The organism is Arcicella sp. GW458-12-2-14-TSB2 (assembly GCF_059423785.1).
The window spans coordinates 12213-32972 of record NZ_JBWKYN010000047.1; the positions used below are offsets into that span (position 1 = coordinate 12213).

At 33.3% G+C, this 20760-nt stretch carries 12 protein-coding genes; 9 read left to right on the forward strand and 3 right to left on the reverse strand.

Annotated features, from left to right (window positions below; genetic code table 11):
• Positions 1 to 61 precede the first annotated feature (61 nt).
• Together AC07XN_RS09075 and AC07XN_RS09080 are read right to left on the reverse strand one after the other, a co-directional pair.
• Complete coding sequence (locus tag AC07XN_RS09075; RefSeq protein WP_494742802.1) at positions 62 to 3124, reverse strand: SusC/RagA family TonB-linked outer membrane protein; 3063 nt, start codon at positions 3122 to 3124, stop codon at positions 62 to 64.
• A gap of 356 nt (positions 3125 to 3480) precedes the next feature.
• A complete protein-coding gene (locus tag AC07XN_RS09080) occupies positions 3481 to 4233 on the reverse strand; it encodes a patatin-like phospholipase family protein (protein WP_494742803.1) in 753 nt (250 codons plus the stop codon).
• A 116-nt stretch (positions 4234 to 4349) separates the two neighbouring features.
• On the opposite strand from AC07XN_RS09080, the gene AC07XN_RS09085 reads away from it, so the two are divergent.
• The 3 genes from AC07XN_RS09085 (at position 4350) to AC07XN_RS09095 (ending at position 8294) form a co-directional block, all read left to right on the forward strand.
• Complete coding sequence (locus AC07XN_RS09085) at positions 4350 to 5195, forward strand: MBL fold metallo-hydrolase (protein WP_494742804.1); 846 nt, start codon at positions 4350 to 4352, stop codon at positions 5193 to 5195.
• Positions 5196 to 5374: 179 nt separating this feature from the next.
• Positions 5375 to 6121, forward strand: a complete 747-nt coding sequence (gene bamJ / locus AC07XN_RS09090) for a BamJ family beta-barrel-assembly machinery protein (protein ID WP_309921270.1) — start codon at positions 5375 to 5377, stop codon at positions 6119 to 6121.
• Between the two features lie 16 nt (positions 6122 to 6137).
• Complete coding sequence (locus tag AC07XN_RS09095; protein WP_494742805.1) at positions 6138 to 8294, forward strand: carboxy terminal-processing peptidase; 2157 nt, start codon at positions 6138 to 6140, stop codon at positions 8292 to 8294.
• A 231-nt stretch (positions 8295 to 8525) separates the two neighbouring features.
• On the opposite strand, the gene AC07XN_RS09100 is transcribed toward AC07XN_RS09095, so the two are convergent.
• Entirely contained in the window at positions 8526 to 9257 is a 732-nt protein-coding gene (locus AC07XN_RS09100; protein ID WP_494742806.1) for a carboxypeptidase-like regulatory domain-containing protein, read from the reverse strand.
• 396 nt (positions 9258 to 9653) lie between these two features.
• Between AC07XN_RS09100 and AC07XN_RS09105 the strand changes: the two genes are divergently transcribed.
• The 6 genes from AC07XN_RS09105 to AC07XN_RS09130 all read left to right on the forward strand — a co-directional run bounded on the left by AC07XN_RS09105 (position 9654) and on the right by AC07XN_RS09130 (position 20527).
• On the forward strand, positions 9654 to 11489 hold the full coding sequence (locus AC07XN_RS09105) for a sensor histidine kinase (protein WP_494742807.1): 1836 nt from the start codon (positions 9654 to 9656) through the stop codon (positions 11487 to 11489).
• Between the two features lie 560 nt (positions 11490 to 12049).
• Positions 12050 to 12586: a LuxR C-terminal-related transcriptional regulator gene (locus tag AC07XN_RS09110; protein ID WP_494742808.1), complete on the forward strand. Its 537-nt coding sequence runs from the start codon at positions 12050 to 12052 to the stop codon at positions 12584 to 12586.
• Positions 12587 to 12701: 115 nt separating this feature from the next.
• The gene (locus AC07XN_RS09115; protein ID WP_494742809.1) at positions 12702 to 14603 is read left to right on the forward strand and encodes a sensor histidine kinase; all 1902 of its coding nucleotides are present in this window, start codon (positions 12702 to 12704) and stop codon (positions 14601 to 14603) included.
• Positions 14596 to 15687 carry an ATP-binding response regulator gene (locus AC07XN_RS09120; protein ID WP_494742810.1) on the forward strand — a complete coding sequence of 364 codons (1092 nt, stop codon included), beginning with the start codon at positions 14596 to 14598 and terminating at the stop codon, positions 15685 to 15687. The genes AC07XN_RS09115 and AC07XN_RS09120 overlap by 8 nt, the downstream gene beginning before the upstream one ends.
• Before the next feature lie 910 nt (positions 15688 to 16597).
• Entirely contained in the window at positions 16598 to 17128 is a 531-nt protein-coding gene (locus tag AC07XN_RS09125; protein ID WP_494742811.1) for a hypothetical protein, read from the forward strand.
• 405 nt (positions 17129 to 17533) lie between these two features.
• Positions 17534 to 20527 (forward strand): T9SS type A sorting domain-containing protein, encoded by a 2994-nt coding sequence (locus AC07XN_RS09130; protein WP_494742812.1) that lies wholly within the window; start codon positions 17534 to 17536, stop codon positions 20525 to 20527.
• The last annotated feature ends 233 nt before the right edge of the window (positions 20528 to 20760 follow it).

The window sequence follows — 20760 nt, forward strand, 5'->3', positions numbered from 1 at the left end:
TTTGTAATTTATGATACCTCCTTAATTACATCAGGCTCATAATTTCTAAAAATTAACAATCTTAAAAGCCAAGATTTAAACCAACAGTGATTGTTTTAGGTTGAGGAGCAGAATAAAAATCATTACCTGCGGCTACACCTGTTAAATAATCTGTATTAACTTCTGGATCCCAACCTGTGTATTTGGTAAAAGTCAATAAGTTGTTAGCAGTAGCATAAACTCTTAATTTCGATAGTTTTAGTTTATTTACAATCGATTTAGGGAATGTATAACCAAGGGTAACTGTTTTCAAACGAGTATAGCTAGCATCTTGTAAATAACGTGATGATTCAGCAGTACCATTAGCAACATCAGGTAGATAACGTGCCTGAGGTACCATTGTGATATCACCTGGTTTTTTCCAACGGTTCAATTGGTCAATAGTCTGGTTATCATAGAATTCACCATTAGCAGACATAAATTTACCAGCACCGTTATAAACAGAGTTGCCATACACACCTTGGAAAGTGAAGCTTAAATCAGCACCTTTGTAAGAAAACTCGTTCGTAATACCACCAATCCACTTCGGGTTTGGATTACCAATTACAGTATATTGTGCTTCGTTAACATCATTCGTTACGCTTCTGTCAATAGTACCGTCTGCTTTAGTTGTGTTTTTGTAATAAATAGCATCACCATTAGCAGGGTCAACTCCAGCATATTCAGGTCCGAAGAAAACGCCTAATGGTTGGCCTTCAACTGCACGGTTTAGGAAACCACCAGTAATAACTTGTCCTTGAAGATTCAAGATTTTGTTTTTATTGGTAGCAGCATTGAAAGATGCTTTCCATTTCAAATCACCAAAGCTATTATCTGTTCTTAGTACAAATTCCCATCCTTTATTTTCTAATTCACCAACGTTTTTCAACAAAGTAGAGAAACCACTCGTTCCTGGTACGTTTACGTTCAATAATAAATCAGAAGTATGTTTGTTATAATAATCAACTTCAGCAGAAATTCTGTTATTAAAGAAACCAACTTCAATACCTATGTCTGTCTGAGCAGTTTTTTCCCATTTCAAATCAGGGTTAGCTAATTGCGTAGCTCTTTGTCCTGGCACACCTACATAACCATAAGCCGCAGAGTATAAACCAAGCGAAGCGTTGTTAGCAATTTCAGCATTACCCGTTAAACCATAACTAGCTCTAAGTTTTAAGTAGCTGATTTGGCGAACATCTTTGATGAATTCTTCTTCAGACAATATCCAACCAGCCGAAGCAGCAGGGAAGAAACCATAACGATTGTTTGCCCCAAAACGCGATGATGCATCTGCTCTACCACTTACACTTAGCAAATATTTGTTGTCGAATTTGTAGTTAACTCTACCAAAGTATGACAAGAACGAGTAGAATGTTTCAGATGAATTAGCATCTGCCTTTGTAGCACCTGAAGAAAGCATTTTGTATGAATCACTAGGGAAACTTCTAGCAGTAGCATCAATATAATTTCTTTTTGACTGTTGGTAACTCATACCTCCAACTGCTTGTATATCATGCTTTTGGTTGAAGACTTGGTTGAACGATAGAAAGTTGTTAGTACTATAATTAAATACCAAAGTATTAGTTTTATAGGCTTCACCATTCACAGCATTGGTATTATTTCTAGCTGTTTCTTTACCGTAATACTGTTCTTCGTTTTGGAATAGCATATCATAACCATACTCACTTCTGAATGATAAACTTGGAATAATATTCCATTGACCATATACATTACCAATGCTACGATATACCTCTGTATTGTTATCAGTATATTTAATACTTAACAATGGGTTATAATACTGTGTAATTACAGCACCATTGTAGCTATCAGTATAGTCACCTGTACGTGGGTCAATTACTGGTGAAAGTGGTGCTAATGCAATAATCTGCATTGGTGTCGAGAAAGCATTATCGTTTGATAAACGCGTGTTGAATGAACGAGCCAAACTTGCATTGATACCAATAGAAATTTTATCAGAAGCTTTATGGTCTAAGTTCAAACGGCTACTCATACGTTCAAAGCTGTTTTTAACAATAATACCTTCTTGTTTGCTATATGAACCCGAAGCATAGAATTTCGTTTTGTCGTTACCTCCGCTAATGTTGATGTCAAACTGACGAACATTACCTGTTCTTAAAACTTGTTTTTCCCAGTTGGTATCAGTATAGTTTGGTGATGTTGGGTCATTCCATCTTGCTCTTTCGCCTAAAGCGTAACGGTCAAAACGGGTTTGTCCGCCTGCAACACTATAACCAGAGTTTACACGAGCTTCTGTAAATAATTCTACATATTGGGCAGTGTTCAAAAACTCGCGGTGACCTGTAGCTTCGCTAATACCTGAAAAATATCCGATATTGAAATTAGATTTACCAGCCTTACCTTTTTTTGTTGTTAAAATCACAACACCGTTTGAACCTCTAGAACCATAGATGGCAGCGGCAGAAGCATCTTTCAAAATTTCGATAGATTCTACATCATTGAAGTTAATATCGGCAATTGGGTTGGTTGGCCCACCCGTAGTAGATTGGTCATTTGAAGTAATTGGAATACCATCTACAATATACAAAGGGTTGTTACCAGCAGATACAGAAGAAGAACCTCTGATTCTCATTTTGATGCCTTGACCTACTTTACCACTACCCGATTCGATAAATACACCTGCTGCTCTACCTTGAATAGCTTGTTCAGCTGAGATAACTGGAAGGTTTTCGATAGATTTACCTGTGATAGAAGCAACGTTACCAGTTAAGTTGGTTTTTTTCTGTGTACCATAACCCACTACAACTACCTCTTCTAAAGATTTAGCATCTTCTACTAATTGTACGTCAATGATAGATTTGCTCCCAATTGTAACTTCCTGAGAAAGAAAACCAACAAAACTAAAAACTACAGTTTTCTGATTGTTTGAAACGCTCAAAGAGTAACTACCACTTGCATCTGTTTGCGTACCTTTAGAAACACCTTTTACTTGAACTGTTACACCAGGTAGAGCAGAACCATCGCTTGCTGCAGTTACCTTTCCTGTAATACGACGATCCTGAGCAATCATGCTCAAAGAACATCCCAAAAACAGAAGTAGATTGATAAATAATAAACGTTTGTTCATGAAATATTTGGGTTTAATTGATAAAAAAATAATGCTTTAAATTGTACTTTTTGGAGTATAAGATTATTGACTTTCTTTTCTTTTAAGAAATTACTATTTAGTTAGAGGAGTAGATTTTAGAAATAATCGAAAATCTGGTTGAAATTTTTTCATTAAAACCAAAAAATCAATATAAAAATGAAAATTTAGGGTACAAAAATGCCTACTTTTTTGGAAAAAGTGAAATCGTATCAATTTATGGTTTAAAATTACTGAGCAGCTTGGAGAGTTTTGCTAAGTTAAAAACACTTTCGTAAAATATCAATATAAAAGTTAATAAAAAAATAAAACTTGTACTTTTTTTATATTAATTTATCTTATAATATATTTTCTGGGAGTGATAGAGATTTTGCAAATTCATAACCGACTTTGAAGATATTGCTTGCTTTACGAATATCTTGTGGGTCAAAGTTTTTGAGAAGGGGAGGCTCTATTAGAAAATTACATAGCCCTAACCGACTTTTAGAGTTGTTGTTGATGGCTAAGAATAGTGATTTTTGAACCATTGACGCCATTGATTTTGGTATTTGGTTCATACCATAAGGATTGCAATGACTACCAATAATAAAGTCATATTTGCCGACCAATGGTTCTATGGGCATATTGTTTAAAATTCCACCATCTAGCAATGTTTGATTATTCATGAGGATGGGTTCGAAAAGCCCTGGAATACAGCACGAGGCCATGACGGGTTTTAGTAATTCGCCCGAAGAAAAATAAATTGTTTCGCCTGCATACAGATTAGTAGCATTGATAGTAAGCGGAATTTTGAGGTTTTCAAATGAATTATGCGGAATATATTTTAGATAAGCTTCTTCAGCACGTTTCATGTTTAACAAGCCTACTCGGCTCCAAGCAGGGCGTAATGCACGCAATGTATTGGTTGAAACTACTATTTCATAAATCTTATCAGGCGAATACCCCGCACAAAACATCGCCCCTGCAATAGCACCGGCACTACAGCCAGAGATGCCCGAAATTTCAATATTTTTTTCCTGTAGGGCTTTTAGTACGCCCAGATGAGCAATACCTCTGGCGCCACCACCCGAAAGGACTAGACCGATTTTCATAGTGTTAGATTGTTTTTTTCAGTAATACTGATTGTAATCCGTTCGTGTAAAATACTACTCAAAGTAAGCAACTTCTTATAAATTGCAAAGCTTATTGAAACAAAATCATATTAAGAATGAAATTACATACCATAGATGCAGGATTTTTTAAACTAGATGGCGGAGCAATGTTTGGTGTGGTGCCGAAAACGTTTTGGCAAAAAACGAATCCTGCCGATGAAAATAATCTTTGTTCATGGGCAATGAGGTGTTTGTTGATAGAAGATGGCAAGAAGCTTATTTTGATAGATACGGGCATGGGTGAAAAGCAGGATGCCAAATGGCAAAGTTATTATTATCGTCATGGCGAGGGCGATTTGGGGAAGTCTATCAGGGCAAAAGGCTATGCTGAAGATGATGTAACTGACGTCATTCTGAGCCACCTACACTTTGACCATTGCGGAGGGGCCGTAAAATGGAATACTGATAGGACTCACTTTGAAATGACTTTCAAGAACGCTCGCTATTGGACACACTCACAGCATTTTGAGGCGGCTATGGATCCTAATCCTAGAGAGAAAGCTACTTTTTTTAAAGAAAATATTTTGCCTATTCAGCAAGCTGAGCAACTGTTTTTTACAGATAAGGTAATAGAGAAACCTTTTGATAATATAGCAATATTAACCGCCGACGGGCATACGGAGAAGATGTTGATGCCCTTGGTAACTTATCAGGATAAAAAGATACTATTTATAGCGGATACCATTCCCTCATCATCACATATACCAGTGCCTTATGTGATGGGTTATGACGTTAGACCTTTGCAAACAATGGAAGAAAAAAGTACTTTATTAAGTAAAGCGGTTGAAAATAATTGGATATTATTTTTTGATCATGACCCAATGTATGACTGTGCTAGCATAAAAATGACTGAAAAAGGCTTTAAACCAGCGCACATCGGCGGATTAGATGCTTTTATTTGAATTCTATTTAGCCATGTCGAAATAATTTTGTTGCATCAGTTTTCGTTATTAACTTTAAGAATTATAAAAATAAGTTTATTTATATTATTTCTCATTCAAACAAAATATCTCTTGAATCATGGGCGAATCGTTCAGGGGTATTTTATAATTTTAAGATTGATTCGTTCCTACAATAACAGATGAAATTAAAGAATATCTTACTTTGCTCAAGCGTAGTTTTGACTCCATTTTTTGTAAATGCACAAACTAAACCAGCTACTAAAAAAGTGGCTGTAAAACCTAAAACAACTTCAGTTATACCAGCTCACACCACGGCGCAATCAGTTCCTTTTGCTTCATTAAAAGACTCTGCTAGTTATGGACTAGGAATTTTGGTGGCACAAAATTTTAAGATGCAAAACATAGAAATTAATGCTGAGCTTTTACAAAAAGGCTTTAATGAAGTAATGAAAGGAGCGCCTACGCCAATTACGGATATGCAGGCGAATCAGTTGCTTCAAAAATATATGCAAAAAGAGCAGTCGAAACAATTTGAACCAAACAGACTGGCAGGTGAAAAGTTTTTGGCTGACAACAAAAAGAAAGAAGGAATTGTCACTTTAGCGAGTGGTTTACAGTATCAGATTTTGAAAAAAGGTGATGGCCCAATTCCAACAGCGAGTGATAAAGTAAAAACGCATTATCATGGAACATTGATTGATGGAACGGTGTTTGATAGTTCAGTAGACAGAGGTGAACCAATTTCGTTTCCAGTGACTGGCGTAATTCAAGGATGGGTAGAAGCCCTTCAATTAATGCCAGTGGGTTCTAAATGGAAATTGTTTGTACCTTATGAATTAGCGTATGGTACGCGCGGAAGTGGCCCAACAATTAAACCATATTCTGCTTTAGTTTTTGAAGTAGAATTGTTGGGTATTGAAAAATAGACTAATGAAAAATAAGATGATGAAATACTTTCTTGCTCTTGTGCCAATTTCGCTGCTTGCGTTTTTTGGACTACAGTCCTTCTCGCACAATAATGGTAGCCTTTCGGGGGCTGATTATAAATTTGCGGCTGATGATTTACAACCGACTGCTACTCAAAAGAAAGTCGAAAACTTAGTGACTGAAATCCTAAGTAATTATCATTATCGTCGTGTGCCTTTGAATGACTCGCTTTCTTCTAAAATCTTCGATAATTATATCAAAGAGTTGGATTTCAATAAAATGAATTTCACGGCGAGTGATATTGATGGTTTTGAGAAATTCCGCTATCAGCTAGATGACCAATTGAAAAATGGTGAGTTGACGGCTGCTTATCAAATCTATAATGTGTTTAGAAACAGAGCAAAAGAACGTTTTACGTTTGTGGCGTCTATGTTATCAAAACCTGTGGATTTTAAGACTGACGAAACTTACACTCCCGACCGTGAGAAAGCTACTTGGGCAAAGTCTAAAGAAGAATTAGATAATATCTGGAGAAAAGCTGTTAAGAGTACTTTGCTAGACTGGAAAATTAGCGGTAAGGCAGATACTTCGGCCATTAAAGATTTAAGAGAACGTTATAAGCGTACTGAGAAATACTTTGATAAGACGAAGAGTGAGGATGTATTTCAACAGTTTATGAATTCGTTTACAGAAAGTGTAGACCCACATACTACTTATTTTATTCCTAAAACGGCTTCTACTTTCAACCAAGAAATGGCTCAGTCGTTTGAAGGAATCGGAGCGACCCTTAGAAACGAAGGCGATTATGTAATGATTGTTGATTGTATCGTAGGTGGACCAGCTTTCAGAAGTAAACTGCTTAACCCGAAAGATAGAATAGTGGCAGTGGCTCAGGGAGATGATAAGCCTTATCAAGATATTGTAGGTTGGTTTACTGATGATGCCGTTAAGCTTATTAAAGGTCCTAAAAACACGGTAGTACGTTTAAAGATTTTACCAGGTGATGCTCCGATAGGTTCGGTACCTAAAGAAGTACGTTTGGTACGTGAGAAAATTAAATTGGAAGACGGTACTGCTAAGAAAGAAGTATTAAACTTCAATCGTGATGGCAGAGAGTTTAAATTAGGTTTAATTACTATTCCGCTTTTCTATCGTGATGCAGAAGGTGCTAGAAATGGGGAACAAGGTTATAAGAGCACTACAGCCGATGTAAAAAGATTCTTAAATGAACTCAAAGCTGATAAAGTTGATGGTGTAATTGTTGACCTTAGAAATAACGGTGGAGGTTTCTTGAACGAGGCTGTTAGCTTAACTGGTTTGTTTATTTCACAAGGGCCAGTTGTACAACGCCGTCAGTCGGATGGAGAAATCAGTGTAGAAAATGACAGAGACCCATCTATTACTTATGATGGACCATTGACAGTATTAGTTAACCGTTTCTCTGCTTCAGCTTCTGAAATCTTCGCAGGTGCTATTCAAGATTACAAACGTGGTTTGGTAATTGGCGAGCAAACTTATGGAAAAGGAACAGTACAGAGTTTAGTAGATTTAGACCGTTTCTTGAAAGGTGAGCCAGAAGGAGTAGGGCAGTTGAAAATAACGATGGAGAAGTTTTATCGTGTAACAGGGAGCAGTACTCAACACAAAGGAGTAACACCAGATATCGAATTGCCTTCTTCTTTCAGTGCATCTGAATTTGGAGAGAGTTCTCAGCCAAGTGCTTTGCCTTGGGATATGATTGCTTCAACTAAATATTCGCCTACGACTGATATTACAGACCAAACTGTGGTGAAATTGAGAGCTTTATATCAAGATAGATTAAAAACAGATGCTGATTTGAAAAAATTAGTAGCTGATATTAATTATGTTAAAAAAGCGAAGGAAAAGAAAACTATCTCATTACAAGAAGACAAACGTCGTAAAGAAATAGATGAGCAAAAGAAGAAAAATTTAGCAGAATTAGGTGAAGAATTGACAGGGGCTACTGAAAAAGAACCTGAAAAGGCTCCGACTGATTCAACTAGTATTGCTCAAGCAAAATTGAAAATTCTGAAAGACAGAAGAAGTAAAGATACTTATCTGAAAGAAAGCGAAAGAATCATCACAGATTTAATCTTGGTGAATCCAACGTCGCCTCAGATAAAGCTTAGTAATGTAGAAAAGAAGAAATAGGTAATTAGCTGTAAGCATTAAGCCGTAGGCTGTGAGCCAATTCAATAAAAAAGTCTCTAGGAAATTTTCCTAAAGACTTTTTTATTGAGGCTATGTAGCCGCTCGGTTCTACCGAGTGACTACTATTATAAGTCCTCTGGACACAATGTTTATAAGTTTTCTTATTTTACTGTTTCGAATCTTTAAACTTGAAACGATAAATATTACATAATGAATGATAGTCATTCATTTTTATTTTTTCCAGAATTGCCACCATTTTTTCTGCTTAGCAACAATACTACCGACAACAACTTCTCCCAAAAAGTCTGTTTCAATAGGAATTACTACAAGGTCTTGTGAGACGCTTAAATCCTTCATGTTAACTGTAGTTTCAGTTCCTTTATAACCAATAGCCATAGTAATTAATGTGATATTATCTGCTAATACAGCATCTGGTATAAGTAGTTTAAATTGTCCTTCTCCATCAGTATTTATACCCTTATTACTTCCTTTAATCCCAATGATAGCACCCGGAATTGGCATCTTTGTTTCCTTATCAAAAACCTTTCCTCGCACAATATTTTTCAAACTGTCGGTAGATAACCCAACTTGAGCCTTTTTTGAAATTAGAGCTAATGGATTATTTTCGATAATTTCTTTAGAGGGAGTATTGCTTTTATTAGCAAAAGAATTGCCTGTAGTACCCAACAAAATAATGCCTGCTAGTATATTATAATATCTTGCAAAGTTTGTTTGCTGTTTATAGGCAATAGGTCTATTGAGTTGTTGTTTTGTCAAACGTCCACATACTTTACCTGAAGCTTGGTTCATTATTTCAAATATCTCTTTATCAGATAAAGCGGTAAAGTCAATGACTGTTTTTGAGCACTGTGAGCAATATTTCCCAATGTCATTTTGTGTCATTAAAGACCAATCTTGCTCACACGGGTTTTCGATGCTGAGTTGGTAAGGTTGTTTTTTCATTGCTAAGTGATGATGAGGAACTTTAATTTGTCATATTTAAGCTTGAATTTAGCAAAAAAACACCATTGTTGACAGTTTTCATGATAATATGTAGGCTTAAATACTTTCTTAAAGAAAACCACCTCGTGTGTTCCATGTTTTTAAACTTGGAAGAATAATAAACCGCAGTCTTTGATAACAGAAAACCTAGCCAGCATTTTAAATGCAGACTAACTGGCGAAGTTTGTATTGTAAACTTTAAACTTAATTTATTAAAAAGTTTGGCAAACTTTTTGTAAGCTTTATGATATAGAAACGACTATCATTACCCCTAAAACTAGTGATATTTAGGGGACTATTTTTTGATTAGACTTTTATTATACTAAATTTACCTACCACTTTAACACAATCATATAAATGTCTTTTTTGAATAATAGTCCATTATTAAACCTTGATTATAGCATACTAGAATTTTTAGATGATAGTGCTTTTGCAATCAATGCGAACTATGAGTTTCTTGCTTTCAATCAAGCATTTTCCAAGCAATATAAATTATTCTTTGGTACTTATCCAAAATTAAATGAAAAAGGATTGGGGGTGAGTCATGTTACTTTTGGCAAAAAAATTCAAAATACTTATGAAAGAGCATTCCAAGGAGAACATTTAGAATTAACTGAATTTGTATATAATCAATATTTAAACTTTACCATTCAACCTGTTTTTGATGAAAATAAAGTGAAATATATTATAGTATTGATTAAGGAATTTACTAAAACGGTGAAACTAGAAGAGATGGTTTCACAGTATCAATCCAAATATGAATACTTAATAGATAATATAAACGACGTAATTTTTCAAACCGACTCAGTTGGCAACTGGGTTTTCTTAAACAAATCATGGACTAATATTTTTCAATATACTATTGAAGAATCTATCAATAAGCCATTTTATCAGTTTCTTCATCCCGAAGACGTTAAAAAAAATGAACTCCTCTTTGAACCCCTCATTAACCGTCAAAAAAGCTACTGTAAACACATCATCCGCTATTTAACTAAAGAAGGAAGTATAAGATGGATGGAAGTTTTTGCTACATTAATCATCAATGAGCAAGACCAAATACTGGGTACATCTGGTACTTTAAAGGATATTACTAACGAAAAAAGTAATGCTCATATTTATGAATTGCTTTCTAATAATATCAAAGACTTAGTGTGTATCCATCGCTTAGATGGTACATATCTTTATGTGTCGCCCTCCATCAAAGAGCTTGCAGGATATGAACCAACAGAATTAATTGGCAGAAGTCCTTACGATTTTTTTCATGCTGATGACCTCAATATTATTCAGCAAAATCATCAGAAATCCTTGGATGGCAATACCAATGAACTATATACTACCTACCGTTTCTTAAAAAAGAATGGTGAATATATTTGGCTAGAGACCAACACTAGGTTATTTTTTGATGAATACGATATTGCCGATAGAATGATAACATCATCAAGGGAAATACAAGAAAGAAAACGTGTTGAAGAAAGTATGGTCAAAGCCTTGCAGAAAGAGAAAGAGTTGAACGAAATAAAAACAAGGTTTTTGGCTATGGCATCGCACGAGTTCAAAACGCCCTTATCTGCTATTCGTTCTAGTGCCGATATTATAGATGCATACACTAAACAAATTGATGATGATAGAATCCGCTTGATTACTAATCATTTGTCATCTATTCAATCAGAGGTTACACGTCTGACAGATTTAATCAATGAAACTTTAGTACTGAGCAAATTTGAAACGGATAGATTGACTGTCCAAAAAGAAGAAGTTGATTTAGTAAAACTATTAAAGTTTGTAACTGATAGGCAAAATCAACAGCAAAGTGATGGAAGGACAGTTGAACTAGCCATTTATGGTACCCCAAGGGCTATTAAATTAGATGCTCAGCATTTTGTTCATATCATTGATAATTTAATTTCTAACGCTTTTAAATATTCACTAGAGCGTCCTAACCCCAAAGTGAGCTTAATATTTGAAGATAATGTATATAAAATAACTGTTCAAGACTTCGGTATTGGCATACCGGAAATAGAACAAAAAAAGGTATTCTCTTCTTTTTTCAGAGCCAACAATACACAAAACATTGTGGGTACTGGTTTAGGCCTATCAATAGTACAAAACATGGTAAAACTAAGTTTGGGAACTATTTCATTTGAAAGTATAGAAAATTGCGGTACTGTGTTTAATATTTCTTTCCCATATTGAACCAAAATGCTTGCTTTTCTTGGTATAATAACAATACTTTATTTTTTATAGTAAAAACCCCTATTTTAAGGGATTGGAAAAGGTATTTTAAAAGTTTTACTTTGTAATGTCAAGTTTACGTATGAATACCTAATCACAAGTTTTTAAAGCTCTTCACCGTGAGCTTAAAAACAATTAAAACAAACTTGATGTTCATGAGTACAACTAAATTGATAGTAAGACTGGCGGATTTTACTGTTGGTTTAGTTGTATTCTAAAAGCATTTAGAGTGTATAAATTATAAATGTTATTAAGTAGTGATTGTAGAATTTTGTTTCAAAGTGTTAGTTATCAGTAATTTATGATAAGTGAAGACTTTAATAAAATTATATTGATTACTTAATAAAGCGTTAATGTATATAATGTTTTATTTTTTTGAAATCTTGCTAAAAAATAAAACACTACCACTTATAAATGAAAACGATGGATTTATTGATAGGAATCATAGAAGATGACCATAATTTAAGAGATAACATTGAAAGGTTTTTCTCATTATACCCAGAGATTAAAATTATTTTTCTGTGAATAGCATAGAGAAATTTTTACGTGAAAATAAATCAATAAGCCAAGAACCATCATTAATTTTTATTGATATAGGTCTTCCTGGAATTTCTGGTATTGAAGGTATCGGAGTTATCCGTAAAAGTTACCCTAATTCGCATATTGTAATGATAAGTGGCACTTGTAATGAAGAGACCGTTTGGCAAGCTGTAAGTGCTGGGGCAAATGGGTATTTATTAAAACCGCTTTCGCTCAAAAAAATTATTGAACAGATTGATATTATAAAGAATAATGGAGCATTGATTTCGCCTGAGGTTGCATCTATGTTGTTTTCGAGAATTGCACAGAAAACTAAAGAAAAAGAAGCAATCATTGAAGGCGTACTGACCAAAAGAGAATTAGATGTTGTTGACTATTTACTAAAAGGACAAAGCTATAAAGAAATTGCAGACAAATTGTTTATTAGTTACTCAACGGTGAATGACCATATCAAGAAAATATATTCAAAACTAGAAATTAATTCTAAAGGAGAATTGCTGGCATTATTCATTAACTAAATAAACTTATTGAGGTATGCTTGTTTATTCTTTTGGTAAAGGATAGCCCTAATATATAAGCAAAAAGTAAAGCTTATTGTTGCGATAAAAGTCGCTACAAGAAAATTTGATTTCAATGGTATTTATACAAAAAGACATAGTTTTAGGCCTTCGTTTTATCTTGAATGAAGTTCCCTATGCTGTTCTGCTAGAAGATAATCAAAGAAAGTTACAGTTTGTAAATCCTAGTTTTTGCAAACTATTTAGTATTCCTCTGCTACCAGAACAAATGGTTGGTTTTGATTGTGCAGTAGCCGCTGAATCATCCGCACAACTTTTTAAAGATTCTCAAGGCTTTTTAGAAAGAGTAACAGAAATTCTTGAAAAGAAAGAACCAGTAAGACAAGAGTTGTTAGAATTGGTAGATGGTAGGTTTTTTCTAAGAGACTATTTACCAATTATCAATAATAACTTATTTGAAGGACAAGTTTGGATTTATTACGACTATACTGAAGCCTATAGTTCAGAAATAGGGAAAAATAAATTGAAGAAATTCTACGAGAATATCCTTCTGAATATCCCTGCCGATATAGTTGTTTTTGATAAAGAACATAGGTATTTGTTTGTTAATAAAAAAGCCATTCAAAATCAAGAAATCAGAGAATGGATTATAGGAAAAGATGATTTTGAGTATGTGAAGTACAGAGGGAAAGATATCAGTATTGCCCAAAAAAGAAGAGCTTTGTTCAATCACGTAATTGATAATAGAGAGTCTAGCGAAATAATAGAAGAAACCATAACGCCTTTAGGTACAACGCAGTATAATCTAAGAAGAATACACCCATTTTATACTGATGATAACGAATTAGACTTAATTGTAGGTTATGGTATAGATGTTACTTCTATCAAAAATGCCGAGGAATTAATAAATCGTAAAGAGAAAAATTTAGCTCAAATCACTGAGATTTTAAATATTGCAGTTATTGTTATCGATAAAAATTTTAATGTGACTTATGCCAACTCTTCATTTGATACAACATTTGGTTATATCGATGGAGAAATAATAGGTAAAAAGATTGATGAAATCAAGATAGCTAATTTTAGCTCAATTAGGGACGAAATACTGTTTTCACAAACAAAAGATGATTATCAATTTAAAACAAAAGAGTTTCAATTTAAAGACAAATATGGCTCAAAAAAGTACCTAAGTGTTTATTGTATTCCTTCTTATACTATTGATACCAACGAAATATTTTATGCTATTTTTTTTAGTGATGTTACCGACCAACATTTGGCTTTCGATGAATTACAAAAAAATATTGAAAAAGAGAAAAGACTGAATGAGCTTAAATCGGGGTTTGTAAATATTGTTTCGCATGAAATGCGTACACCGCTCTCTGTTATTCAATCTAGTGCACAAATTATTGAAATGTTGAGCGAAAATGATAACCTTGATAAAGAAGCTATTAATTTTCATACTACCAGAATTGTGAGTGAGGTAATAGGGATGGAAACCCTAATGGACGAACTTCTTTTAATCAGTAAAATAGAAAGTGGTAAAGTAGATTTTAAACCTTTCCCGCAAGACTTAGAGAATTTTGTGAGGGTAGTTATTCATGAAAAGTATGCCCAATTAGCGGATGACAGACAAATAAAGGTTATCGTGAAAGGTGAAAAACAACAGGTAGCATTTGATAGAATGATGATGAATCATATTTTGAGTAATATTATCGGTAATGCTTTTAAATATTCAGAAGGGAAACAAGCCCCTATTATACAACTACATTATCGCAATAATGCTGTAAGCGTAATGGTAGTAGATAGTGGTATAGGAATACCTGAAAAAGACTTGCAAAATCTATTTAAAGCCTTTTCGAGGGCTTCAAATGTAGATGGAGTGAAAGGTACAGGTTTAGGCTTGCATGTAGTCAAATTTTTTGTTGATTTTCACAACGCAAAAATCTCCTGTAGGTCTCAAGTCAACAAAGGAACAAGTATTTTACTTGAATTTAATTACAAATCGTTTTCAAATGTCTAAAATAGTATTAATAGAGGACCAGTTGCAGTTGGCAGAGAATACCAAGACAATCCTAGAAATCAATGGTTTTAATTGTTATGTAGCAAATAGAGGACAGGAAGGATTAGACTTAATAGAACATATCAATCCGAGTTTGGTGGTTTGTGATATTAACTTGGATGAAATTGATGGATATGAAATTTTGAGACAGATAAGGTTAAATCCTCGATTTGTTAGTTTACCCTTTATTTTTCTAACAGCCAGAGCTGATTTTGTAGATAAAAGAAGAGGCATGAATGCAGGGGCAGATGATTTTTTGACAAAACCTTTTAATGCCCGCGACTTGGTAGAAACTATTCGCGCACGTTTGGAAATGAGTAGTCAGAAGAATGAATCAGTAGGCATTGAAATTAAAAAGAATGCCATTGATGTATTTTATAATGTTTCTAATCATGAATATCTTACTCCACTCAATGGTATCATTAATCTAAGTGAAATATCACTTGATATGGTTAGAGGTAACCAATATAAAGACATAGAACCATTACTTGAAGGAATTTATGCTTCTGGGACTAGGATGTTGAGAACTACTAGAAAGCTATTGTGGTATAATCAATTATCCAACATGGTCAATCCATGGAAAAATACGTTGAAACCATTTAATAGCAAACTCAATGTCCCTGAATTGCTTAATGAAATTATCAGAGAAGTTACCAAAAACTCATTAAAGGTATTAGATTTCAATATTAAATCACACGTTTCAAGCTTATACGGTTATCAAGAGGATTTAATCAAGATAATGTTTACTGAGCTATTCCAAAACGTTGTGAATTTTGCAGACCCTAGTCGTAAAGTGTTTTCGGAAGATAGGTTAGAAAATCAGATGTTTGTGCTAATTATTCGCAATAACTACCTTGGAAAATATACGATTAAGACAGATGATATAAAACCATTTTATCAAGCACACAATCCTAAAGATATGAACGGAACTGGTTTGGGTTTGTACATAGTAAAAGAATGGGTAGAGTCAATCAATGGAGAATTTGAAGTAAATGGCGAGAGTCAATTATTCGATATAGTTATTAAAATTCCTTTAAATATTTAGTTAAATATTACTTAGGCGTATTATTTAAAGGCTTAAAGCTAATGCATTAAGCCTTTTTTTAAAATCATATTGTTGTATTACATAGTCCAAGTTGTTTTAAATATTCATTACTTATATCTATATAAAGAATTAATACCCTTATAAACAATATAATTACTAACACACATACTATTCAACATGTTACAAGAATACATTTATCTATTATTGGTTTTACCAATACTTCAATTATCAATGCTTTTTTTTTACGCTTTTAGAAAATCTACAACAAATTGTTGCCCAAAATGTAAGCATGTCTTAAGCGGTGAACGAAAGAGCAGACCTTTTTTAGTAAAATTTTTTCTATCTCCATTTTTCAATTTTAAATACTATCAGTGTTTGAGTTGCTATGCAGGCTTTTTTATCCCAATGGCTGCTCTAGATAAAGCAAAAACTATCAAAATAGAAACCATATCGAGATAAATGCCCGACACTAAATTAAATTCAATCGTAATTCCTCTTACAATTATTTTGAGTAACTTAATCCTATTTTTTTGGATGTTTAATATCAAAAGAACAGCTCAAAATAAATGTCCTTATTGTGGATACAAATTTTGTAAAGTTATTCAGACCCCTAACTATTTAAAAGCATTTTTATGTTATTTGAATAGTTTTAAATATTATAAATGCGATAATTGTGGGAATAATTTTATACTAGTTGTAAAATTATGATTATAAATCATTCAATACAGAAGCCATCATTCTGATTAAACTCACTAACACACTTCATAACAAGATAGTTCTAAGCCTAAAAACTTAGGACTACTCATACAACTTTGTATGAAACTAATCCAACTGCTTAGCAATAAGGCTATGACTTCGAAACAAAGAAATTGAATACTCCATAAAAATTTATTTTAATTAACCCTTTATTATGAGAGCAAATTTTACCCCTATAGTATTTATTCTAATTATTTCATGCATAATGATATCTTGTGTTAGCTCAAAAAAATACAATTTTCAAATATTAGAAAAAAAAAAAATCTATGAAAATTTTAAACGTTCTCAAATTGAAGTACGTGAGTTAAGAGCTAAAAACCTTACTATCACAGAGGAATATTTAAAACAAAATGAAAAAAGGAAATCAGAATTGAAGGCTATTGACGAAATTCGTAACACATATAAACAAGATTCTTTAATAACCCAAAGGCTATTGAGTGAAGCTGATAAAAAAGTTAATGAGTTGATGTCTTTCAAAATGGAATTGACCGCTACAGGTACTAATTCTGAAAATCAGAATCTTGAATTAAATAAATTTATCAAAAAACAAAACAGGACAATTCATTTACTAGCTAAAAAGCTAGTAAATGAAAGACGTTACAAAAAAGAATTAATGAGTTTTATCAAAGAAAAATTAAAAGAAAAAAAATCTTTTAAAGCTAAATTGATGTATGAAATTAGATAGGTTTTAGCATTATATTTCACTATTTGAAATATAATTCAGATGTAGGAGTGTAATAGTTCATCTCACCAATTCTTTATAAGGGTTGGTGATTTTTGTTGATATTACTAGGTTAGTTATCCCCGCTGTTCTATGTCTTTCAGACTTGGAACAATAAATAATTCGAGTCTCAGACTGCAACCGCACCCCAACTAATGGTTTGTAAAATCACGATTATGGCAGTTCAATAAGTACCTTAGAAGTGGACTAACGGGGTGTAATAAATCCTAAAAAAACTAACATAATAAAAAGATTAAAGAGCATAGATAGCTTTTTTTTTCAAAAGGATATAACTTCGTGATAACTTATCCTAGAAGAAAAATTATTAATTTCCACCATATAAATTGCTCAACTCATAAAACTATTATTATGTATCTACTACTACCCAAACACTACATCCAAACCCTTTTGTTCGTTTGCTTAATTATCGCCCCCAAGCTATTATTCGGCCAGTACATTCTGGACAAACAAGTAAAGTTTGAAGAGAAAAAAGGAACAAAGCCCATCCTAAAACCGATAGAGACCTTTTATGCCAAAGGAGATAAACTCTATTTTATGGCTGATAATAGTATTACTATTACCGATAATAATGGATTATTAGTGGACAAAATCCCTGCGGTAAAACAGGTATCTTTAGGATATAAAAACACTATTGGTAAAATTCCAGTAGATGCTGACAATAATTTTTATGATTTCGATGATTGGAAAACAATCAAAAAATACTCAGCTAATAGAACATTACTTAATACATTTGATGTATCTGCCTATGCTGACTATTACGCTCGGGTTAATTATATTGAAATTGATAATGACAATAATCTATATTTTAGTGGTGGAAGTAGCTTTATTACAGTACTAAGTAAAGATGGCATTTGGTTAAGACAAATAGGTAAAGCAGGCAATAAAGACGGAGAGTTTAGCGAACAGATTACTAAAATTGTTGTTTCTAAATCAGGAACTATCTATGCAAGGTCTGGTAATGGTAATGTAAGTGATAAAATACAGATATTTAATAAGGATGGTAGCTTCCTCAGAAAAATAGCCCTACAGCAAGAGATAAGCGAATTTTGTGTTGATAACGACGACAATGTTTACATTATAAAAGCTGGAGATAACAGTATTTATCCTTATGATAAAACAGGCAAAGCTTTAACTCCCTTGGCTGTTAGCACCAATAAAAATATTAGTCCAAAATACATAGTAAAGAAAAGTGATAACAAAATAATTGCCTATTGTAAAAATGCTGAAACTACAGGTTACGAATTTTATGATGTAGAAACAAACACTAAAAGCGATATCGTTATTACGGCTAGTGATGCAGACTATCCCACCAGAATTTTAGATGCCCAGATTAATCCTGTTACACAGAATATTACATTTTTAGATGAATATAAAGTAGTTACCTATGATAAAAACTTTAAGGTAGTGAAATCTGCCCAAAACTTTGATAAGGGTATCGTAACTAAAAAACGTCCAAATTTATTTGCATTTGATAGCAAAGGCGAGGCCTATTTTTTGAATGAGTTAGACATGGTTACTAAAACGTATGAATTATATGCTGCAAGTAACCCAGATACTCCTTTATGCAAAATAAAAGCTGATTATTATATCAATAAAATAATCATAGATAAAGACTCGTTGAACAATCCAATTATCCTAGCTACTACCGTATATTCGGTTAGTTCATATTCATTTGCAGGAACTCTTATCAAGAAAAACATTAAACCAATATCAGCCTCAATAGGTGTATTGAATAAAAACCCAGATGGAACCTTTAGTTTATTAAGTACTGGACCATACTCACTTCAAAAATATGATTCAAATTTTAAATTAATCTCAAGTCAATATCTTGATGCCTCTTCTTTTAATGATTTTATAGAAACATCAGATGGGTATTTGCATACTATTGTTGAATCTTCACATACTTTAAGACTCGAAGCATTTAATAGTAAAGGGAAAAATATCAACAAAACTAATTTTGATGTAAATTATCCATCAGGGTCGTTTATTAGAGCTTTTAATAATCAGCTAATTATAGCAGGACCTTATATGGATTTCTTTTCTGTCCTTAATTTCAAATATGATAATACCTTACAACCTAATTATGTTAATGGACCAAGTAGTATTAATCCAACAACGTTTGATAAAGGTTTGGACTTATCAACAATATATAGCTCGTCTGCCAAAAATATAACCTATAATTTAGTTAGTGGCGAAAGTGTAAAAATAAGTAGTGGAGGTATTTTGGAAGTACTGAAAGGAGGAGAGTCGATTATAGAAGTAATATCGCCCGCAACGAGCATATATAATGGCGCTACTAAAAAGGTTCTGGTAACTGTCAATAAGACTACACCCACTGTAACAGGCGTTGAGAATATTAACAAAACAACTGTTGATTCAGATTTTGTATTGAATATCAAAAGTAATGCAACTGATAAACCTACCATAATATTGGAGTCAGGAAGTGCTATTAGCTTTGATACTAAAACGAATACTGTCAAAATACTTAAAACAGGCGTTAGTAAACTAAAAGTTTATGCTCCTGAAACAGACCTTTATAAGGCGTATTCTTATACAATACTGGTTACTGTTTCGACAGCACCTAAACTAACTCCCGACCTTTCAGTGGATGATATTACTAAGAAAATAGATGCTGCGGACTTTACGCTGGTTCCTACTACAAAATCTGATGGAGAAATAATATTTAGTGTTGTTGAAGGAGATGCCATAGAGGTATCGTTACAGGGGAAGGTTAAAATACTAAAAGCTGGAGTTGCTAGGGTATTCATTTCTCAATCAGAAACAGATAAATATTTGGCAAAGGGTCTAATAATTACCATTACTATAGAAAAACTAGAGCAAGCCATTGATGCTGGTACTGTTCCAACCTCCTTATATCTGAATAGTACAGGTTTTGATATAAATCCGACATCAAATTCGGGCTTGGGCGTTAGTACAAAAATAGTAAGTGGCCCGGCCAAACTAGAAGGAAAACGAGTAGTATTATTAGGCAATGCAGGAGTTATAGAAATGGAATTTAGCCAAGCAGGTGATGCCAAATACAAAGCTGCTACTACCCTGAAGAAATCTGTGGAGGTAAAATTGGTACTAGCGAATTTAGAAGAGCCATCAGATGCATCAGTAAAAGTATTTCCTAATCCCGTTACCACAACGTTACAACTTCGGTCAGACGGAAAACCATTTGGTTTACAAATTGTATCAATGTTAGGCACGGTAGTGTTTGAAAAAGAGATTACCAAAGAAGAAACTGAGATAGATTTAAACGGTATTAAACCCGGAAACTATGTATTGATTATTCAGAAAAACAACCAGCTTGAATATATTAAAATACAAAAACAGTAATTGTAACGATCAATAAACCAGAGTCTCAGATTGCAAAAATACACCACGGTGTAAAACCAAACATGAGTTATCCCGAATTTTTCCTAAAATTATTCGTTTTGGAGACAATTTGTGAGGTTTTCTACTTAATTATCGTCTAGTTCTTACTTTTCTTGTCTCGTATGTTTGTTTGATAAAAATCATGTTGCAATAGATTAAATTCCGAAATTAGCTTTTGTGTGGTGAGAGGATAT

Coding starts and splice junctions, on each gene's coding strand:
- AC07XN_RS09105 (WP_494742807.1), top strand. CDS start 9,654: ATGTCTTTTTTGAATAATAGTCCATTATTAAACCTTGATTATAGCATA.
- AC07XN_RS09085 (WP_494742804.1), top strand. CDS start 4,350: ATGAAATTACATACCATAGATGCAGGATTTTTTAAACTAGATGGCGGA.
- AC07XN_RS09120 (WP_494742810.1), top strand. CDS start 14,596: ATGTCTAAAATAGTATTAATAGAGGACCAGTTGCAGTTGGCAGAGAAT.
- AC07XN_RS09095 (WP_494742805.1), top strand. CDS start 6,138: ATGATGAAATACTTTCTTGCTCTTGTGCCAATTTCGCTGCTTGCGTTT.
- AC07XN_RS09125 (WP_494742811.1), top strand. CDS start 16,598: ATGAGAGCAAATTTTACCCCTATAGTATTTATTCTAATTATTTCATGC.
- bamJ (WP_309921270.1), top strand. CDS start 5,375: ATGAAATTAAAGAATATCTTACTTTGCTCAAGCGTAGTTTTGACTCCA.
- AC07XN_RS09130 (WP_494742812.1), top strand. CDS start 17,534: ATGTATCTACTACTACCCAAACACTACATCCAAACCCTTTTGTTCGTT.
- AC07XN_RS09075 (WP_494742802.1), bottom strand. CDS start 3,124: ATGAACAAACGTTTATTATTTATCAATCTACTTCTGTTTTTGGGATGT.
- AC07XN_RS09115 (WP_494742809.1), top strand. CDS start 12,702: ATGGTATTTATACAAAAAGACATAGTTTTAGGCCTTCGTTTTATCTTG.
- AC07XN_RS09100 (WP_494742806.1), bottom strand. CDS start 9,257: ATGAAAAAACAACCTTACCAACTCAGCATCGAAAACCCGTGTGAGCAA.
- AC07XN_RS09080 (WP_494742803.1), bottom strand. CDS start 4,233: ATGAAAATCGGTCTAGTCCTTTCGGGTGGTGGCGCCAGAGGTATTGCT.